Raw genomic sequence first — 17550 nt, forward strand, 5'->3', positions numbered from 1 at the left:
TTGTAGCTTGAAGCTTGAAACTCTTCCCCCCTCCCCCCATATGAGTCTGCATCAGGCACTTTCGCCCCGCTGCGTGGAGACTCTCCCCTTGACCACCATCGTTTCTGTCCGCCGTAACGGCAAAGTCGTCATGGGCGGCGACGGCCAGGTATCCCTCGGCAACACCGTGATGAAAGGCAACGCCAAGAAAGTGCGCCGCCTGTACCACGGCCAGGTCATCGCCGGCTTCGCCGGTGCCACCGCCGACGCCTTCACCCTGTTCGAACGCTTTGAAGGGCAGCTGGAAAAACACCAGGGCCACCTGGTTCGCGCCGCCGTCGAGCTGGCCAAGGAATGGCGTACCGACCGTTCCTTGAGCCGCCTGGAAGCCATGCTGGCCGTGGCCAACAAGGACGCCTCGCTGATCATTACCGGCAACGGTGACGTAGTCGAACCCGAAGACGGCCTGATCGCCATGGGTTCCGGTGGCGCCTACGCCCAGGCCGCAGCCCGCGCCCTGCTGAACAAGACCGACCTCTCTGCCCGTGAAATCGCCGAAACTGCCTTGAACATCGCCGGTGACATCTGCGTGTTCACCAACCACAACCTGACCATCGAGGAGCAGGACCTGGCCGACTGATTCAGCTGTTCTGGCGCCCCTTCCCGGTGACGGGGCTTTTCCACGCTGACTCATCTGCCCAAGGACCATTTTCATCATGTCCATGACCCCCCGCGAGATCGTCCACGAACTCAACCGCCACATCATCGGCCAGGACGACGCCAAGCGCGCCGTCGCCATTGCCCTGCGCAACCGCTGGCGGCGCATGCAGCTCCCAGCCGAGCTGCGTGCCGAAGTAACGCCGAAGAACATCCTGATGATCGGCCCTACCGGTGTCGGCAAGACCGAAATCGCCCGTCGCCTGGCCAAGCTGGCCAACGCGCCGTTCCTCAAGGTCGAAGCCACCAAGTTCACCGAAGTGGGCTACGTGGGCCGCGACGTCGAGTCGATCATCCGTGACCTGGCCGATGCCGCGCTGAAGATGCTGCGCGAGCAGGAAATCGTCCGCGTACGCCACCGCGCCGAAGATGCCGCCGAAGACCGCATCCTCGATGCCCTGCTGCCTCAGGCCCGGGTGACCAGCTTCAGCGAAGAAGCCGCGCAGACCAGCAGCGATTCCAACACCCGTCAGCTGTTCCGCAAGCGCCTGCGCGAAGGCCAGCTGGACGACAAGGAAATCGAGATCGAAGTGGCTGAGACCGCCGGTGTTGAAATTGCCGCACCGCCTGGCATGGAAGAAATGACCAACCAGCTGCAGAACCTGTTTGCCAACATGGGCAAAGGCAAGCGCAAGGCGCGCAAGCTGAAGGTCAAAGAAGCGCTGAAAATGGTTCGCGACGAAGAAGCGAGCCGCCTGGTCAACGAAGAAGAACTCAAGGCCAAGGCCCTGGAAGCGGTCGAGCAGCACGGCATCGTGTTCATCGACGAGATCGACAAGGTTGCCAAGCGTGGCAACGTTGGCGGCGCCGACGTGTCCCGTGAAGGTGTACAGCGCGACCTGCTGCCACTGATCGAAGGCTGCACCGTCAACACCAAGCTGGGCATGGTCAAGACCGACCACATCCTGTTCATTGCCTCGGGTGCCTTCCACCTGAGCAAGCCAAGCGACCTGGTGCCCGAGCTGCAAGGCCGTCTGCCGATTCGCGTCGAGCTGAAGGCACTGACCCCGGAAGACTTCGAGCGCATCCTGCGAGAGCCGCACGCGTCGCTGACCGAGCAATACCAGGCGCTGTTGAAAACCGAAGGCCTGAACATCGAGTTCGTCGCCGACGGCATCAAGCGCCTGGCCGAGATTGCCTACCAGGTCAACGAAAAGACCGAGAACATCGGTGCCCGCCGCCTGCACACCCTGCTTGAGCGTTTGCTGGAAGAAGTGTCGTTCAGTGCCGGTGACCTGGCCAGCGCCCATGATGAAACGCCGATCCAGATCGACGCAGCGTATGTGAACAGCCACCTGGGTGAGCTGGCGCAGAACGAAGACCTGTCGCGTTACATCCTGTAAGACCGCAGGGGGCCGCTGTGCGGCCCCCTTGCACATTCCCCCGAATCTCCCGAAGCTGTGCACTATCAGCTCCCCAGAGATTCCAGCCATGGCCCGCCTGCCCACCGCCATCAACCTGCACAAAGCCTCGAAAACCCTCAGCCTCACCTACGCCCCCGACGAGGTCTACACCCTGCCCGCCGAATTCCTGCGCGTGCACTCCCCCTCAGCCGAGGTCCAGGGCCACGGCAACCCGATCCTGCAGTTCGGCAAGATCAACGTCGGCCTCAGTGGCCTGGAACCCGCCGGCCAATATGCACTGAAACTGACCTTCGACGACGGCCATGACAGCGGCCTGTTCACCTGGGAATACCTCGAACAGCTGTGCCTGCGCCAGCAACAGCTGTGGGCCGAGTACCTCGACGAGTTGCACAAGGCCGGTAAATCCCGCGACCCGGCCGAATCGGTGGTGAAACTCATGCTCTAGCGCAAGGCCTGCAGGGTTTAGAGCGCATTTTCTAAATTCATCTGTTTGAATGACTTACAGACAGCCCAGTGACGGGCTGTCTTGCGCATTACATGAAAGTCGGGTAACCAATGGGTGTGGCAAGGTCCCTGCATCCATTTGCAGGCAGTCTAAACCCCGCAGCACCGCTGTTTCTTATCACTGGTCACCCGAGTAGCAGTACCGGGCTCAGGGCTGTGCGCCGTCACAGCATCCGGTACTCGTCTCAGGACAACGGAGCGTCGTAGATGAGTAACAAGAACAACGATGAGCTGCAGCGGCAGGCCTCGGAAAACACCCTGGGGCTGAACCCGGTCATCGGCATTCGCCGCAAGGACCTGTTGAGCTCGGCACGTACCGTGCTGCGTCAGGCCGTGCGCCAACCGCTGCACAGCGCCAAGCATGTGGCCCATTTTGGCCTGGAGCTGAAGAACGTGCTGCTGGGCAAGTCCAGCCTGGCCCCGGAAAGCGATGACCGGCGCTTCAATGACCCGGCCTGGAGCAACAACCCGCTGTACCGTCGCTACCTGCAAACCTACCTGGCCTGGCGCAATGAGCTGCAGGACTGGATCGGCAGCAGCGACCTGTCGCCCCAGGACATCAGCCGCGGCCAGTTTGTCATCAACCTGATGACCGAGGCCATGGCGCCGACCAACACCCTGTCCAACCCGGCAGCGGTCAAACGCTTCTTCGAAACCGGTGGCAAGAGCCTGCTCGACGGGCTGTCCAACCTGGCCAAGGACATGGTCAACAACGGCGGCATGCCCAGCCAGGTGAACATGGACGCCTTCGAGGTGGGCAAGAACCTGGGCACCAGCGAAGGTGCGGTGGTGTACCGCAACGATGTGCTGGAGCTGATCCAGTACAGCCCCATCACCGAACAGGTGCACGCCCGCCCGCTGCTGGTGGTGCCGCCGCAGATCAACAAGTTCTACGTGTTCGACCTGAGCCCGGAAAAAAGCCTGGCCCGCTTCTGCCTGCGCTCGCAGCAGCAAACCTTCATCATCAGCTGGCGCAACCCGACCAAGGCCCAGCGCGAATGGGGCTTGTCCACCTACATCGACGCGCTCAAGGAAGCGGTCGACGCGGTGCTGGCGATTACCGGCAGCAAGGACCTGAACATGCTCGGGGCCTGCTCCGGCGGCATCACCTGCACCGCCCTGGTGGGCCACTATGCCGCCATTAACGAGAACAAGGTCAATGCCCTGACCCTGCTGGTCAGCGTGCTGGACACCACCATGGACAACCAGGTGGCGCTGTTCGTCGACGAGCAGACCCTGGAAGCGGCCAAGCGCCACTCTTACCAGGCCGGCGTGCTGGAAGGCAGCGAGATGGCCAAGGTGTTCGCCTGGATGCGCCCCAACGACCTGATCTGGAACTACTGGGTCAACAACTACCTGCTTGGCAACGAGCCGCCGGTGTTCGACATCCTGTTCTGGAACAACGACACCACGCGCCTGCCGGCCGCCTTCCACGGCGACCTGATCGAAATGTTCAAGAGCAACCCGCTGACCCGCCCCGAAGCGCTGGAAGTGTGCGGCACCGCGATTGACCTGAAACAGGTCAAGTGCGACATCTACAGCCTGGCCGGTACCAACGACCACATTACCCCCTGGCACTCGTGCTACCGCTCGGCACACCTGTTCGGCGGCAAGATCGAGTTCGTGCTGTCGAACAGCGGGCATATCCAGAGCATCCTCAACCCGCCGGGCAACCCCAAGGCGCGCTTCATGACCGGCGCCGATCGCCCGGGTGACCCGGTGGCCTGGCAGGAAAACGCCACCAAGCATGCCGACTCCTGGTGGCTGCACTGGCAGAGCTGGCTGGGCGAGCGTGCCGGTGAGTTGAAAAAGGCGCCGACCCGGCTGGGCAACCGGGCCTATACCGCCGGCGAAGCTTCCCCGGGCACCTACGTTCACGAGCGTTGAGTTGCAGCGCCGTGGCGGCCGGCAAGGCGCCACGGTGTTCTTTTCACCCAAGAGTCACGCGCATGCCGCAACCCTATATCTTCAGGACCGTCGAGCTGGACGACCAATCCATTCGCACCGCTGTCCGGCCAGGCAAACCGCACTTGACGCCGTTGCTGATCTTCAACGGCATCGGCGCCAACCTGGAGCTGGTGTTTCCGTTCATCGAAGCACTGGACCCGGACCTGGAAGTGATCGCCTTCGATGTGCCCGGGGTCGGCGGCTCGTCCACCCCGCGGCACCCGTATCGCTTTCCCGGGCTGGCCAAGCTCACCGCACGCATGCTCGATTACCTCGACTACGGGCAGGTCAATGTGATTGGCGTGTCCTGGGGGGGCGCCCTGGCCCAGCAGTTCGCCCACGACTACCCCGAACGCTGCAAGAAGCTGGTGCTGGCCGCCACCGCCGCGGGTGCGGTGATGGTGCCGGGCAAGCCCAAGGTGCTGTGGATGATGGCCAGCCCGCGGCGCTACATTCAGCCATCGCATGTCATCCGCATTGCGCCGCTGATCTATGGCGGGGGCTTTCGCCGTGACCCGGACCTGGCCATGCACCACGCGGCCAAGGTGCGCTCCGGCGGCAAGCTGGGCTACTACTGGCAGCTGTTCGCCGGGCTGGGCTGGACCAGCATCCACTGGCTGCACAAGATCCAGCAGCCAACCCTGGTGCTGGCGGGTGACGACGACCCGCTGATCCCGCTGATCAACATGCGCCTGCTGGCCTGGCGAATTCCCAATGCCCAGCTACACATTATCGACGACGGCCACTTGTTCCTGATCACCCGGGCCGAGGCCGTCGCCCCGATCATCATGAAGTTCCTCCAGCAAGAACGACAGCGTGCCGTCATGCACCCCCGCCCGGCGGCGGGCTCGTGAGGGCGATTCGAGTCCCTGTGGGAGCGGGTTCATCGAGGCGTCGAACCGCCGCGAACACCGGCGCAGCCGGTGCCATGCATTGAGTTGGATTCTTCGCGGGTGAACCCGCTCCCACAGGGTTCCTGCTAAACCCGTGAGCGTGTTTCAGTCACAAGGGTCATACAAGGGAGTGTTGCCATGACAGACAAACCGGCCAAAGGATCGACAACGCTCCCCGCCACCCGCATGAACGTGCAGAACGCCATCCTCGGCCTGCGTGGCCGCGACCTGCTTTCCACGCTGCGTAATGTCGGCCGCCACGGCCTGCGCCATCCGCTGCATACCGCGCACCATCTGCTGGCCCTGGGCGGGCAGCTGGGGCGGGTGATGCTGGGCGATTCGCCCTACCAGCCCAACCCGCGGGACGCGCGCTTCAGTGACCCGACGTGGAGCCAGAACCCGTTCTATCGCCGCGGCCTGCAAGCGTACCTGGCCTGGCAAAAGCAGACCCGCCAATGGATCGACGAAAGCCACCTGCACGACGATGACCGCGCACGTGCGCACTTCCTGTTCAACCTGATCAACGATGCGCTGGCCCCCAGCAACTCGCTGCTCAACCCGCTGGCAGTCAAGGAGCTGTTCAATACCGGCGGCCAGAGCCTGGTGCGTGGCATGGCCCACCTGCTCGAAGACTTGCGGCACAACGATGGCCTGCCGCGCCAGGTGGATGAGCGTGCCTTCGAAGTGGGCGGTAACCTGGCCGCGACCCCCGGCGCAGTGGTGTTTCGCAACGAACTGCTGGAGCTGATCCAGTACAAGCCGATGAGCGAAAAACAGCACGCACGCCCGTTGCTGGTGGTGCCGCCGCAGATCAACAAGTTCTACATCTTTGACCTGAGCGCGACCAACAGCTTCGTCCAGTACATGCTCAAGAGCGGCCTGCAGGTGTTCATGGTCAGCTGGCGCAACCCCGACCCGCGCCACCGTGAATGGGGCCTGTCCACCTACGTGCAGGCGCTGGAAGAAGCGCTGAATGCCTGCCGCAGCATCAGCGGCAACCGCGACCCGAACCTGATGGGCGCCTGCGCCGGCGGCCTGACCATGGCGGCGCTGCAAGGCCACCTGCAAGCCAAGCAGCAGTTGCGCCGGGTGCGCAGTGCCACCTACCTGGTGAGCTTGCTGGACAGCAAGTTCGAAAGCCCGGCCAGCCTGTTCGCCGACGAGCAGACCATCGAAGCGGCCAAGCGCCGCTCGTATCAACGCGGTGTGCTGGACGGTGCCGAAGTGGCGCGGATCTTCGCCTGGATGCGGCCCAACGACCTGATCTGGAACTACTGGGTCAACAACTACCTACTCGGCAAGACACCGCCAGCCTTCGATATCCTCTACTGGAACGCCGACAGTACGCGCCTGCCTGCCGCACTGCATGGCGACCTGCTGGAGTTCTTCAAGCTCAACCCGCTGACCCACCCGCAAGGGCTGGAGGTGTGCGGCACGCCGATCGACCTGCAACAGGTCAACCTGGACAGCTTTACCGTGGCCGGCAGCAATGACCACATTACCCCTTGGGACGCCGTATACCGCTCGGCCCTGCTGCTGGGTGGCGAACGGCGCTTCGTGCTGGCCAACAGCGGGCATATCCAGAGCATCATCAACCCGCCCGGCAACCCCAAAGCCTATTACCTGGCCAACCCGAAACTGAGCAGCGACCCGCGTGCCTGGTTCCACGACGCCAAGCGCAGCGAAGGCAGCTGGTGGCCGTTGTGGCTGGAGTGGATCACCCCGCGCTCCGGCCCGCTCAAAGCGCCACGCACCGAACTGGGCAATGCCACCTACCCACCGCTAGGCCCCGCGCCGGGCACTTACGTGCTGACCCGATGAGCATGCTGACTGGATGAAAACCCGCGACCGTATCCTTGAGTGCGCCTTGCAGCTGTTCAACCAGCAGGGCGAGCCGAACGTTTCCACCCTGGAGATAGCCAACGAACTGGGCATCAGCCCGGGCAACCTGTACTACCACTTCCACGGCAAGGAGCCGCTGGTGCTGGGGTTGTTCGAGCGCTTTGAAGAAGCGCTGATGCCATTGCTCGATCCCCCGCTGGAAGTGCGCCTGGACGCCGAGGATTACTGGTTGTTCCTGCACTTGATCGTCGAGCGCATGGCGCAGTACCGGTTTCTGTTCCAGGACCTGTCGAACCTGACCGGGCGCCTGCCCAAGCTGGCCCGCGGCATGCGCAGCCTGATCAACGCCCTCAAGCGTACGCTGGCGGCGTTGTTGGCCAGCCTAAAGGGCCAGGGACTGGTGGAGAGTGACACCCAGGCGCTGGGGCAACTGGTGGAGCAGATCACCCTCACGCTGATGTTCTCGCTGGATTACCAGCGGGTGCTGGGGCGCGAGGGGGATGTGGGGGTTGTGGTGTACCAGGTGATGATGCTGGTGGCGCCGCATTTGCAGGCCCAGGCACGGGCGGCGGCGGAGCAGTTGGCGGTGAAGTACCTGGAGGGGTAGGCCTGGTCGGGATGTGTTGCAGTTGCCGACGTATTCGCGGCGGTTCGGCGCTCCGATGAACCCGCTCCTACAAGGACTGTGAAGTTCCTGTAGGAGCGGGTTCACCCGCGAAGAAGGCGACGCGGTATCAGATCAGGGTACCGGTGCCAGTGGGTGCCGACGGGGTGCTGCTGGCCGGGGCGGCGGTTGGTGCCGGGGCTGCAGTTGCAGCGGGTGCAGCGCTGGCCGCTGGGGCTGCCGGTTTGGCCGCGGCGGGTTTGGCCGGGGCTTTTTTCACCGCTGGCTTCTTCGCCGCAGCTGGCTTGGCCGCTGCCGGTTTGGCTGCTGGTTTGGCTGCTGCTGGTTTGGCTGCCGCAGATTTGGCTGCTGGCTTCGCCGCTGCCGTTTTGGCCGCTGGTTTTGCCGTGGCAGTTTTAGCTACAGGCTTGGCTGCCGCAGGCTTGGCCAGTGGCTTGGCCGCTGCCTTGCTCGCAGCCGGCTTGGCCGCCGCAGTGCGCGAGGAAACCGGCGTGACCGAAGCACCGGTCAGTTTCTCGATCTGCTTGGTCAGGGTGTCGACCTGCTGGTGCAGGGCCTTGATCTCGTTGCGGCTCGGTACGCCCAGACGCGAGATGGCGCTGTTGAGGCGCTTGTCGAAGGCCTCTTCCAACTCGCTCCACTTGCCCAGCGCACGATCTTTCACGCCAGACACGCGCGAAGTCGTCGAGGACTTGGCAGTATCGGCGACATCTTCAGCGGTTTTTTTCGCCTGCTTCTCAGCCTTCTCGCCATCCTTCACCAGCGAGTCGAACAGCTTGGGGCCGTCCTGGTCGATCTTCGAATAGATACCCAGCCCCGCCAGCCAGATCTTGCGGGAGTATTTCTCGATCCCGCCGACCCAGGAGCTGCCTTCTTTGTCGGAATTCTTCTTGCCAGCCATCCTGCTCTCCTTATGGTTTGTGCGCGACGCGCTCAAGCAGCTCGTGCAGCTGTTCAAGCTTGATCGACAGCGCCTCAACGTCATGTTTAGACGGAATGCCGAGGCGATTCAAGGCGCGCCCTACCCGTGCGTCGAAAGCTTTTTCAATCTTGTCGAGTTGAATTTCTACCCGGCCTGGCACACGGCTGACAGCCTGGGTGGCTTCGTCGATCTGTGCGTTGGCTGCATCCAGCTCTTGGTCGATGCGTTTCTTGCCGCGCTTCTCGACGCCTTCGCCGGCCTTGACCAGCTCCTGGAAGTAGTCGGAGCCTTCCTGGCCAACCCGCGCATAGGCGCCGATACCCGCCAGCCAGATCTTGCGCGCGTAGCCGCGCACTTCGCCCAGCGTGCCCGGGGCGTCGTCCTTTTTCTTCACGTTCACTTTGGCCATGCTGTGTACCTCATGCTCATGAGAGGAAATAACGCCCATAAAGGCTGGGCTTGAGCATACGGTAGGCAAGAAAATTAGAATCCTCACCCTAAGGTGCTGCCGGCCTTAAGCATCTACCGCAAGTACAGGGCCACCCCACGCTAGCGTCATGTCACCCACCTGTTCGGAGCTGACGCCATGACTGACACCCCTGACGCAATAAGCGAAACCTTCAAGCAAAAAGTCGCGGACTGTTTCGCTAAACGCCCCACGATACGCGACGTACTGTCCCATGAAGGTTTCAAGGTTCTCGTCGATCATTACCCATGGGTGCGCGACACCCATCCACAGCTCACCTCGCTCGATGATTTCGTCATCCTGCACACCGCGGACGGTGCCGACACGCACCGCTCGCTGGTGGATGAATTGCTTGAGCATTTTCTGACAGGTGAACGTCTGCAGCTTAGCCTTGCCGATCGGCCAAGCATCGCGCCACCTGAGCCGTTTCAGTTACGGGTCGAAGGAGCGAGTAACAGCAAACCAGCCGCAATTGCCTTGGACCTGAGCAGGCTCAACGAGGGCCTGGAGCACGTGCTGGGTGCCCTGCTGGAAATGTTCCAGCTGGCTCAGGTCGGTTTCTGGAATGGCACCGACCCAACCAGCCAGGTCAGCCGTACGCTCTGGCTTGAGCATACGATCAAGGCCGCGCTGCTTTGCAACCTGCACGATCAGGGGTTGGATATCGATGAGAAGGCGGCACTGTACGCTCTGCTCGCCGAGGCCCATGAAGGCCTGGTCATCAGTGCAGTGAGCGTAAACCTGAAAACAGCAGGCGGGACGCTGTCGGTAACCTTGGCAGGCCTGCTGCTGAGCATGGCGCACGGCACGCGGCGCCTGCTTCTGCATTGCAAGCCGGACGGGAGGGTGCGCAGCTTTACCGACCTGACGGCCTTCGCCAGCGCGTTGCAGGGCGAGTTGGCCCGGCGCTATCGCTTCGAGCGGCTGTCCTGGGCGCACACCACCGTGATCGGCAACCCATTCGCCTTCCAGGCCAGGCAACTGCTCAATGCCATGCTTGAAGACATCGAACGTTTCAGCATTGGCTCGTTGACCTCGGTCAGTGATTTGCAGAACCAGTTGCACCGGCTGAGTGACCCAAGTGCGCATTTTCTGAACCAGGCCTGCCGGGCGCACAACATGCCAGACGTCAGCCTACCGGCCTGGCTAGCCGGCGCCGAGGGCAGCGACCGTCACGCCTACCACACGGCGCTGCTCGATCTGGCGGCTCAGCAAGGGACTCTAAAGGTTCCACCTCACTCAGCGATGTCGACGACCTTCCGCGCTACGCCAAGCGCCGCCTGCGCGAGCAACTGCAAAACAACTACCCGCAGGTGGCACAGTACGACCCTGACGAGGTCATGATCGAGGTTTCACAAAGCATCGTCGGCAACACTATAGAAGGCGGGCAATCGCTGCCATTGCGCAGGGTAAGCTTGACTGATCTGGCGATCGCTCGCCTGCGCCTGGGTGCTGGCGAGGTAATGACTGGCGTGACCGTGCCCACTGGCGGCAAGCCCGGTAGCTGGCTGAACATCGAGCAAGTCAACGCGCTGATACACAATGTGGACGCTGGTGGCCGGTACCCTCGTTATCTGGACACTAAAGTGGCCGAACAACCGCGTAGGGGCGAGCGGATCCGGCAATACGCCCGGGAATGGCGTAGCCACCTGCTGTTCAGCACCCTCAAAGCCGGCATCCAGCAACAGCTGAGCGCACCCGCGCGCGATGCGCTGCTAGCTTGTTGCCAAAGTAACGGCGATGACCAGCCATTGCGCATTGGCCCATTGGCGTTTCTATGCGCGCCAGGTGCTGCGACCACGGACATCGCCCACGGCATGTTCCTGATCAAGCTACCCGCCGCGCATGGCTGGGTCCTGTACCGCCCGTTCTATGCGAGCCACGTCCTGCTGGAGTTCGCTGAGCTGGATCAGCTGATGGCCGCAATCCGCACTGAAGGTGAATTGCAACAAAGTATCCTCGACTGGCTGCATGAAGACGTACGCGCGGTGTATGCAAATGACGGCTTCACGCGCCCTCACCTCCATCCCAGGCTGGAACAACTGGCGCATTTGCTGGGTGGTGAAAGCCTTGTGGCGGACGAACTGGTACAGCTGCTGCGACAACCGGTCGATTGCGTTTTCAGCCCTTGGTTGGCCGATCTGGACGCCCACCTCTTCGACGCCAGGATCAGTGCCATACGCCTGGCGGCATCAAGCAGCAGCCTGTCCAACGCGCAGGAAAAATGGCAGCTGGTGCAACAGGCGGCCTGGTCGTTGTTCAACACCTTGGCCGTATTCTGGCGCGGCCCCTTGGCGGTCCTGACCTGGCTGGTACAAGCACTGTCGGCCGCCCGGGATGATGTGTCGGTGCTGGCCAACGGTAGCGATGAAGCGCGCATCGTGGCAGCCATTGACCTGCTGACCAACCTGGCCATGCTTCTGGCCCATCGCGATGCGCCTCTACCCGCAAGCGGCTTGCCGGCTGCGAAGTTGCGGTTTACCGAGCCCGTCGAGCCGGACGGGGCCATGACAGCGGTGGCAGACAAACCGCATGAGCGCCCCTGGGAAACACTGACCGCCGAGCAGAAGGCAGTACCCATGCGGCTCTCCAGCTGGCACGACCACCAGCGCGTGGGCAACCTGACACCGCCCGAGCACCAGGCACTGGTCAAGCTTCAGGCCACCCTGTCGCTAGACGGCCATGCACCGTTGGTCGAGGGCCGCCTGCGCGGTTTGTATCACATCGCCAACCGCCACTATGTAGCACTGCAGGGGGCAGCGTACGAAGTGCAGGAGAAATGGGGCGGCATTCAGATCGTCGGCCCGGAGCAGAGCAGCAGTGAATGGCAATCACGATGGCAGGGCGCCCCCGACGGCTACTACATCGTCGGCCGTGAGCGCAGCAGAGGCCCTTGGCTGACACGCTGGAACGGCGAGTGGGCACTCAACCTGAAACTGGCAGGTGGCATGCCCAGGACCAGCAGGTCCATCAACGCTGATAACCAGCAGCGCTACGCACAATTGCGCGACGCGGCATTGCGCAATGGCGACGCGTTGAACAAGCTGCGCCCTCTCATGGAGCGCAACAGCCAGCGCCTTGCCGATTATGACGAGCTCGCCGCAGCTTACAGCCGCACGTCGCAAGCGTTGGCCGCGCATGAGCGCGCCAATCCACCCGAAGCACTGCAGGCGCAAAAACAACAACTGCTCGCCCAGCGTCGTCTACATGCCACTGAGCTCAAGGCCTCTGCGCTGTTCCTGGAGAAACAGGGCGAGATCCTGGAGGCGAACGTCAACACCTTCAGGGAGCTGATTGAACCGCGCTTTCTCAGGCTGGACGCTACCGGGACCAACGCCAGCAGATTCAGCAACTGGTTCGAGGCGGCCATAGACAGCGACATGCTGTTATGCCGACGTCTGCTGGAACAAGTCGATCATGAACTGCTGGTGGTGCAGGGCAAGCGCATGGTGCGGCTGCCGCAGACCAACGAGCAGATTCAACACTATCTCAGCTACCGCGAAAGCGTTCGCGACTCGCTGCAGGCCAGCCGCCGCCTGCTGGTGGTCAGCCGGCGGCTGGATCGGGCCATAACTGAAGCATTGGAAAACAGCAAAATCGACTTCGCCGACAAGGCCAGCAAGATCGAGACGGCTATCAAGCGGCGCGCCTATTCAACGTTAGTGGTGCACGCGCAGTTAATCGGCGACCTGGCTTACCTGACACTGGACAAGACCAAGCTAACCGCCGAATCAGCCGACAACCTGCTGCCGATGCGGGAGGTGCTTAGCAACAACGATCTGAGCCGCACGATCTGGAGCCATGACGGCCTCGCCACGGCCGACGGCTCTGCCGAAGACAAGGCCGACGTGCTGGACGATGTACTACGCCGGTATCGCGCGATACTCGACAAGGCCCACTACATGAGGTCGCTCAGCGACCCGGCGCTGGACGAGGCCATCCTCGATGAATATATCCAGGAAATGCGAGCGCTTGTAAACACCACCGAAGCCCAGCTAGGCACGGCGCTGGCCAACCTCGACAAAGGCATCGCCACGCCGCCGCCGCGCACAATCCAGCACCCCGTGTCGGTCAGGCGCACGGTGATCCGCGTCGCACGTGGTCGCCCGGCGCTGGTGGAAGCGCAAGGCGACCACGCGGTTCAACGCAACCCCCTGAACCAGCAACCCGCTGGCAACTACGAGCGACGCGGTAATGAATGGCATGAGCAAATCAGCCAGCCGCGCGCCGCAGAGCCCGACCTTGCCCAGCTGCGCAAGCAGGCCAGGCAGCTGCTGGCAAAAATCGACGAAAAACTCGACTTCGCGGCCCGTTACGCAGACCAACCTAACAGCCTGGCTGACTTTCTGGACTGGCCCATCGATGACATGAGCGCGCTGGCGCAACAGCTGGAACGGACTGACGACAACCTGGTCGACCAACTGCACCAGGCGATCACAAGGGTCAGCAAGCGCAAGCAGCAGCTGCTCACCCATGCCTACCTGAACACCCGCCACCCTGACAGCGCCGCCTTGCGCTACCTGATAGGGCAGCAGCGGGTCACAATCAGGCCCAGCGTAGTGCGCAAAGCGCTTCGCCACGCGAATGACTACCTCGACACCTACGCAATCCGCGACGTCCAAGCTCCGCAAACGGTGCTGTGGGAGGCTCACTTTCATTACCGCACTGCGGATGCCAAGGCCCGTGACTTCGTCAAAGGCCACCTTAAATTCCGCGAGCCCCGCGCTATCGGCCGAGACGCCGAGCTGGAGCTGGCCAGCGACCCGAAGGAACGCATAGCCATTTACCGTGGCGACCTGCGCCTGGCACAGATTGCCGATCTGATCCCGTTCCCGCCCGACTTACCGTAGCCAGCCACGCGCGCTGGGCCTCAGGCCAGGGCCTTGTCCAGTGCGCGCTCGATCTCGCCCTTGATGGTACCGCTCATCATCGACAGCATCATGCCAAGCTTTAGCTCTACGCGGATGCTGTCCTCACCGATGTGCACGCTGCCATTGGCACCGCTGCGCGCCACGTCGACGCGGTCGCCGTTCCAGGTGGCCTTGAGGTCGTATTCGCGGCTGAGCTTGTCGACCAGCGCTTCGGCCTTGGCGCGGGCGGCCTCACGGCCGAGGGAGTGTTTGCGTTCGACGCTGATCTGGGTCATGCGGGCGTTCCTGAAGATGTAGACATAATGGGCATTATGCCCGCCCCTGCCCACTGGCACACCCCGCCAAGACAAATCCGCCCGTTCGCCCTAGAATGGCGGTAATTTTTTTCGGTGAAGCGATATGAACGACCAGCGCAAAGGCGAACACGCCGAACCCACCACCCATTTCGGCTACCAGGACGTCCCTGAAAGCCAGAAGGCGAAGAAAGTCGCCGAAGTGTTCCACTCGGTGGCCGCCAAGTACGACCTGATGAACGATGTGCTTTCCGGCGGCATGCACCGCCTGTGGAAGCGCTTTACCATCGAGCTGTCGGGTGTGCGCAGCGGCAACCGCGTGCTGGACATCGCCGGCGGTACCGGCGACCTGGCGGCCAAGTTCTCGCGCCTGGTCGGCCCCACCGGGCAGGTGGTGCTGGCCGATATCAACGAATCGATGCTCAAGGTCGGCCGTGACCGTCTGCTCGACCGCGGCGTGGCCGGCAACATCGAGTTCGTCCAGGCCGACGCCGAGAAGCTGCCGTTCCCGGACAACCACTTCGACTGCGTGACCATTGCCTTCGGCCTGCGCAATGTCACCCACAAGGACGCCGCCATCCGCTCGATGCTGCGTGTGCTCAAGCCCGGTGGCCGCCTGTTGATCCTGGAGTTCTCCAAGCCGACCAACAAGCTGATGTCCAAGGCCTACGACGCCTACTCGTTCGCCTTCATGCCACTGGCCGGCAAGCTGATCACCAATGACTCGGAAAGCTACCGTTACCTCGCCGAGTCGATCCGCATGCACCCAGACCAGGAAACCCTGAAGAGCATGATGGTCGAGGCCGGTTTCGACCGCGTCACCTACCACAACATGACCAGCGGTATCGTTGCCGTGCACCGCGGTATCAAGCCCTGATGTTGCTGGCCGGGCTGCTCGCCAGCGTCGAACATGGCCTGAACCGCGTCCTGCGCATGGACAGCACGGCCCTGCCGCGGCTGGCCGCGCTGGAAGGCAGGGTCATCGAGATCGACTGCCGCCAACCGGCCCTGCAGGTGTTCATCCTGCCCGATGAAGAGGGCCTGATGCTCGCCGCCCACTGGGAGGGCAAGGTCGATTGCAGCCTGCGCGCCCCGGCCGGCAGCCTGGCGCAACTGGCCCTGGCCAGGGACAAGACCGCCGTGCTGCACAGCCCGCAGGTCGAACTGCATGGCGACAGTGCCGTGTTGCTCGACCTGTTCGGCGTGCTGCAAGACCTGGAGCTGGATTGGGAGCACGAGCTGCAAGGCTGGCTCGGGCCAGTCGCCACCGCCATGCTCGCCGGCCACATTCGCCTGCGCGCACGCTGGACCCGCCAGGGCCTGGCGCGCTTCAGCCAGAACCTGTCCGAATACCTGGCCGAAGAGTCCCGCACCCTGGTCGGCAAGCGCGAAGCCGAGGCCGCCTTCAGCGAACTCGATGCCCTCAAGCTCGACATAGAACGCCTCGAGGCGCGCCTCAAGCGCCTTTCCCGATCCCTTGATACCAGCGATAACGCATGAAGCTGCTCGCCGTCCGCCGTCTTTTTCGCATCCAGCGTGTGGTGATACGCTATCGACTCGATGACCTGCTTTTCGAACAGCCCCTGCTGCCGTGGTGGCTGGCCAGCCTGCGCCTGCTGATGCCGTGGCGCTGGCTGCCGCGCAAGCCCAGCGAACTGAGCCGCGGCGCGCGCCTGCGTCTGGCGTTGCAGGAACTGGGGCCGATCTTCATCAAGTTCGGCCAGCTGCTGTCCACCCGCCGCGACCTGCTGCCCAATGACATCGCCGACGAGCTGATGCTGTTGCAGGACCGTGTCCCGCCGTTCGACCCCAAGCAGGCCGTGGCGCTGATCGAGGCACAGTTGGGCGCACCGGTGGCGCAACTGTTCAGCCGCTTCGACGTCGAACCGCTGGCCTCGGCCTCGGTGGCCCAGGTACACGCCGCCCGCCTGAAAACCGGCGAAGAAGTGGTGGTCAAAGTGGTGCGCCCGGGCCTCAAACCCGTCATCGCCCAGGACCTGGCCTGGCTGTTCCTGATTGCCAAGGCCGCCGAGCGCGCCTCGGCCGATGCCCGCCGCCTGCACCCGGTGGAAATCGTCGGCGACTACGAAAAGACCATCTACGACGAGCTGGACCTGCTGCGCGAAGCGGCCAACGCCAGCCAGTTGCGGCGCAACTTCGAAGGCTCCGAGCTGATGTACGTGCCCCAGGTGTACTGGGACCTGTGCCGGCCCAAGGTACTGGTGATGGAGCGCATCTACGGCGTGCCGGTGACCGACATGGCCACCCTGGCCGACCAGCGCACCGACATGAAGCTGCTGGCCGAGCGTGGCGTGGAGGTGTTCTTCACCCAGGTGTTCCGCGACAGCTTCTTCCATGCCGACATGCACCCGGGCAACATCTTCGTCAGCACGGTCAAGCCGTGGAGCCCGCAGTACATCGCCATCGACTGCGGCATTGTCGGCAGCCTCACCGCCGAGGACCAGGACTACCTGGCGCGCAACCTGTTTGCCTTCTTCAAGCGTGACTACCGCCGGGTCGCCCAGTTGCACATCGACTCGGGCTGGGTGCCGGCGAACACCAAGGTGAATGAATTCGAAGCAGCGATCCGTACCGTATGCGAGCCGATCTTCGAAAAACCGTTAAAGGATATTTCCTTTGGCCAAGTGTTGATGCGCCTGTTCCAGACTGCACGACGCTTCAACATGGAAGTGCAGCCACAGTTGGTGCTGCTGCAGAAGACCCTGCTCAACATCGAGGGCTTGGGGCGCCAGTTGTACCCCGACCTGGACCTGTGGAGCACAGCCAAGCCCTACCTTGAACGCTGGATGCGTGACCGCTACAGCCCCAAGGCCATGTTCGGCAACCTGTACAGCCAGGCAGAGCAATTGCCACACCTGGCGGGCATGACCCGCGACCTGCTCGAGCGCCTGTCGCAGCCGCACCTGAACGACCCGCAACTGCCGGAGCGCCGCCGCCAGGGCGACCGCTGGGCGCTGCGCCTGCTGGGTGCCGGCCTGCTCGGGGGTGGCGCGGTACTGGCCGCTGGGGCCGCCGAGGCCGCCAGCCTGGCCGCCCCGGCCGCCTGGCCGGCGTGGTTGATGCTGGCCGCAGGCCTGTACCTGATCGTACGCCAATAGCCAGCCGC

15 protein-coding genes are annotated in these 17550 nt (G+C 63.1%); 12 read left to right on the forward strand and 3 right to left on the reverse strand.

Going from position 1 to position 17550, the window contains the following annotated elements:
- The first annotated feature begins 88 nt into the window (after positions 1-88).
- The 7 genes from hslV to ACIP02_RS00875 all read left to right on the forward strand — a co-directional run bounded on the left by hslV (position 89) and on the right by ACIP02_RS00875 (position 7853).
- Positions 89-619, forward strand: coding sequence for an ATP-dependent protease subunit HslV (gene hslV, locus ACIP02_RS00845; protein WP_003249309.1), 531 nt, complete (start codon positions 89-91; stop codon positions 617-619).
- A gap of 76 nt (positions 620-695) precedes the next feature.
- Positions 696-2039, forward strand: coding sequence for an ATP-dependent protease ATPase subunit HslU (gene hslU, locus ACIP02_RS00850; RefSeq protein ID WP_400612307.1), 1344 nt, complete (start codon positions 696-698; stop codon positions 2037-2039).
- Positions 2040-2127: 88 nt separating this feature from the next.
- Entirely contained in the window at positions 2128-2505 is a 378-nt protein-coding gene (locus ACIP02_RS00855; protein WP_400612309.1) for a gamma-butyrobetaine hydroxylase-like domain-containing protein, read from the forward strand.
- Between the two features lie 266 nt (positions 2506-2771).
- Complete coding sequence (phaC, locus tag ACIP02_RS00860; RefSeq protein ID WP_400612312.1) at positions 2772-4451, forward strand: class II poly(R)-hydroxyalkanoic acid synthase; 1680 nt, start codon at positions 2772-2774, stop codon at positions 4449-4451.
- Positions 4452-4513: 62 nt separating this feature from the next.
- Positions 4514-5365 carry a poly(3-hydroxyalkanoate) depolymerase gene (gene phaZ / locus ACIP02_RS00865; RefSeq protein ID WP_400612314.1) on the forward strand — a complete coding sequence of 284 codons (852 nt, stop codon included), beginning with the start codon at positions 4514-4516 and terminating at the stop codon, positions 5363-5365.
- 177 nt (positions 5366-5542) lie between these two features.
- Entirely contained in the window at positions 5543-7225 is a 1683-nt protein-coding gene (gene phaC, locus ACIP02_RS00870) for a class II poly(R)-hydroxyalkanoic acid synthase (protein ID WP_400612317.1), read from the forward strand.
- Between the two features lie 13 nt (positions 7226-7238).
- Positions 7239-7853 (forward strand): TetR/AcrR family transcriptional regulator, encoded by a 615-nt coding sequence (locus ACIP02_RS00875; RefSeq protein WP_400612319.1) that lies wholly within the window; start codon positions 7239-7241, stop codon positions 7851-7853.
- A gap of 127 nt (positions 7854-7980) precedes the next feature.
- Here ACIP02_RS00875 and ACIP02_RS00880 read toward each other — a convergent pair whose 3' ends face one another.
- Together ACIP02_RS00880 and ACIP02_RS00885 are read right to left on the reverse strand one after the other, a co-directional pair.
- Entirely contained in the window at positions 7981-8772 is a 792-nt protein-coding gene (locus tag ACIP02_RS00880) for a phasin family protein (RefSeq protein WP_400612321.1), read from the reverse strand.
- Positions 8773-8782: 10 nt separating this feature from the next.
- Entirely contained in the window at positions 8783-9202 is a 420-nt protein-coding gene (locus tag ACIP02_RS00885; protein WP_400612323.1) for a phasin family protein, read from the reverse strand.
- A 177-nt stretch (positions 9203-9379) separates the two neighbouring features.
- On the opposite strand from ACIP02_RS00885, the gene ACIP02_RS00890 reads away from it, so the two are divergent.
- Both ACIP02_RS00890 and ACIP02_RS00895 read left to right on the forward strand, forming a co-directional pair.
- The gene (locus ACIP02_RS00890; RefSeq protein WP_400612325.1) at positions 9380-10603 is read left to right on the forward strand and encodes a hypothetical protein; all 1224 of its coding nucleotides are present in this window, start codon (positions 9380-9382) and stop codon (positions 10601-10603) included.
- Positions 10600-14109, forward strand: coding sequence for a hypothetical protein (locus ACIP02_RS00895; protein WP_400612327.1), 3510 nt, complete (start codon positions 10600-10602; stop codon positions 14107-14109). Before ACIP02_RS00890 ends, ACIP02_RS00895 begins: the two co-directional genes overlap by 4 nt.
- Positions 14110-14129: 20 nt before the next feature.
- Here the strand turns inward: ACIP02_RS00895 and ACIP02_RS00900 are convergent, their stop codons facing one another.
- Positions 14130-14405, reverse strand: a complete 276-nt coding sequence (locus tag ACIP02_RS00900; RefSeq protein ID WP_167068318.1) for a polyhydroxyalkanoic acid system family protein — start codon at positions 14403-14405, stop codon at positions 14130-14132.
- A gap of 124 nt (positions 14406-14529) precedes the next feature.
- Between ACIP02_RS00900 and ubiE the strand changes: the two genes are divergently transcribed.
- From ubiE to ubiB, 3 genes are read left to right on the forward strand one after another with little or no spacing between them, the layout of a single operon-like run.
- Entirely contained in the window at positions 14530-15300 is a 771-nt protein-coding gene (gene ubiE / locus ACIP02_RS00905) for a bifunctional demethylmenaquinone methyltransferase/2-methoxy-6-polyprenyl-1,4-benzoquinol methylase UbiE (RefSeq protein WP_201202229.1), read from the forward strand.
- Positions 15300-15923, forward strand: coding sequence for an SCP2 domain-containing protein (locus ACIP02_RS00910; protein ID WP_400612330.1), 624 nt, complete (start codon positions 15300-15302; stop codon positions 15921-15923). Before ubiE ends, ACIP02_RS00910 begins: the two co-directional genes overlap by 1 nt.
- Positions 15920-17542, forward strand: coding sequence for a ubiquinone biosynthesis regulatory protein kinase UbiB (ubiB, locus tag ACIP02_RS00915; RefSeq protein WP_400612332.1), 1623 nt, complete (start codon positions 15920-15922; stop codon positions 17540-17542). The genes ACIP02_RS00910 and ubiB overlap by 4 nt, the downstream gene beginning before the upstream one ends.
- Positions 17543-17550 lie beyond the last annotated feature (8 nt).

Source organism: Pseudomonas sp. NPDC089408 (assembly GCF_044749445.1).
Lineage (GTDB): Bacteria > Pseudomonadota > Gammaproteobacteria > Pseudomonadales > Pseudomonadaceae > Aquipseudomonas.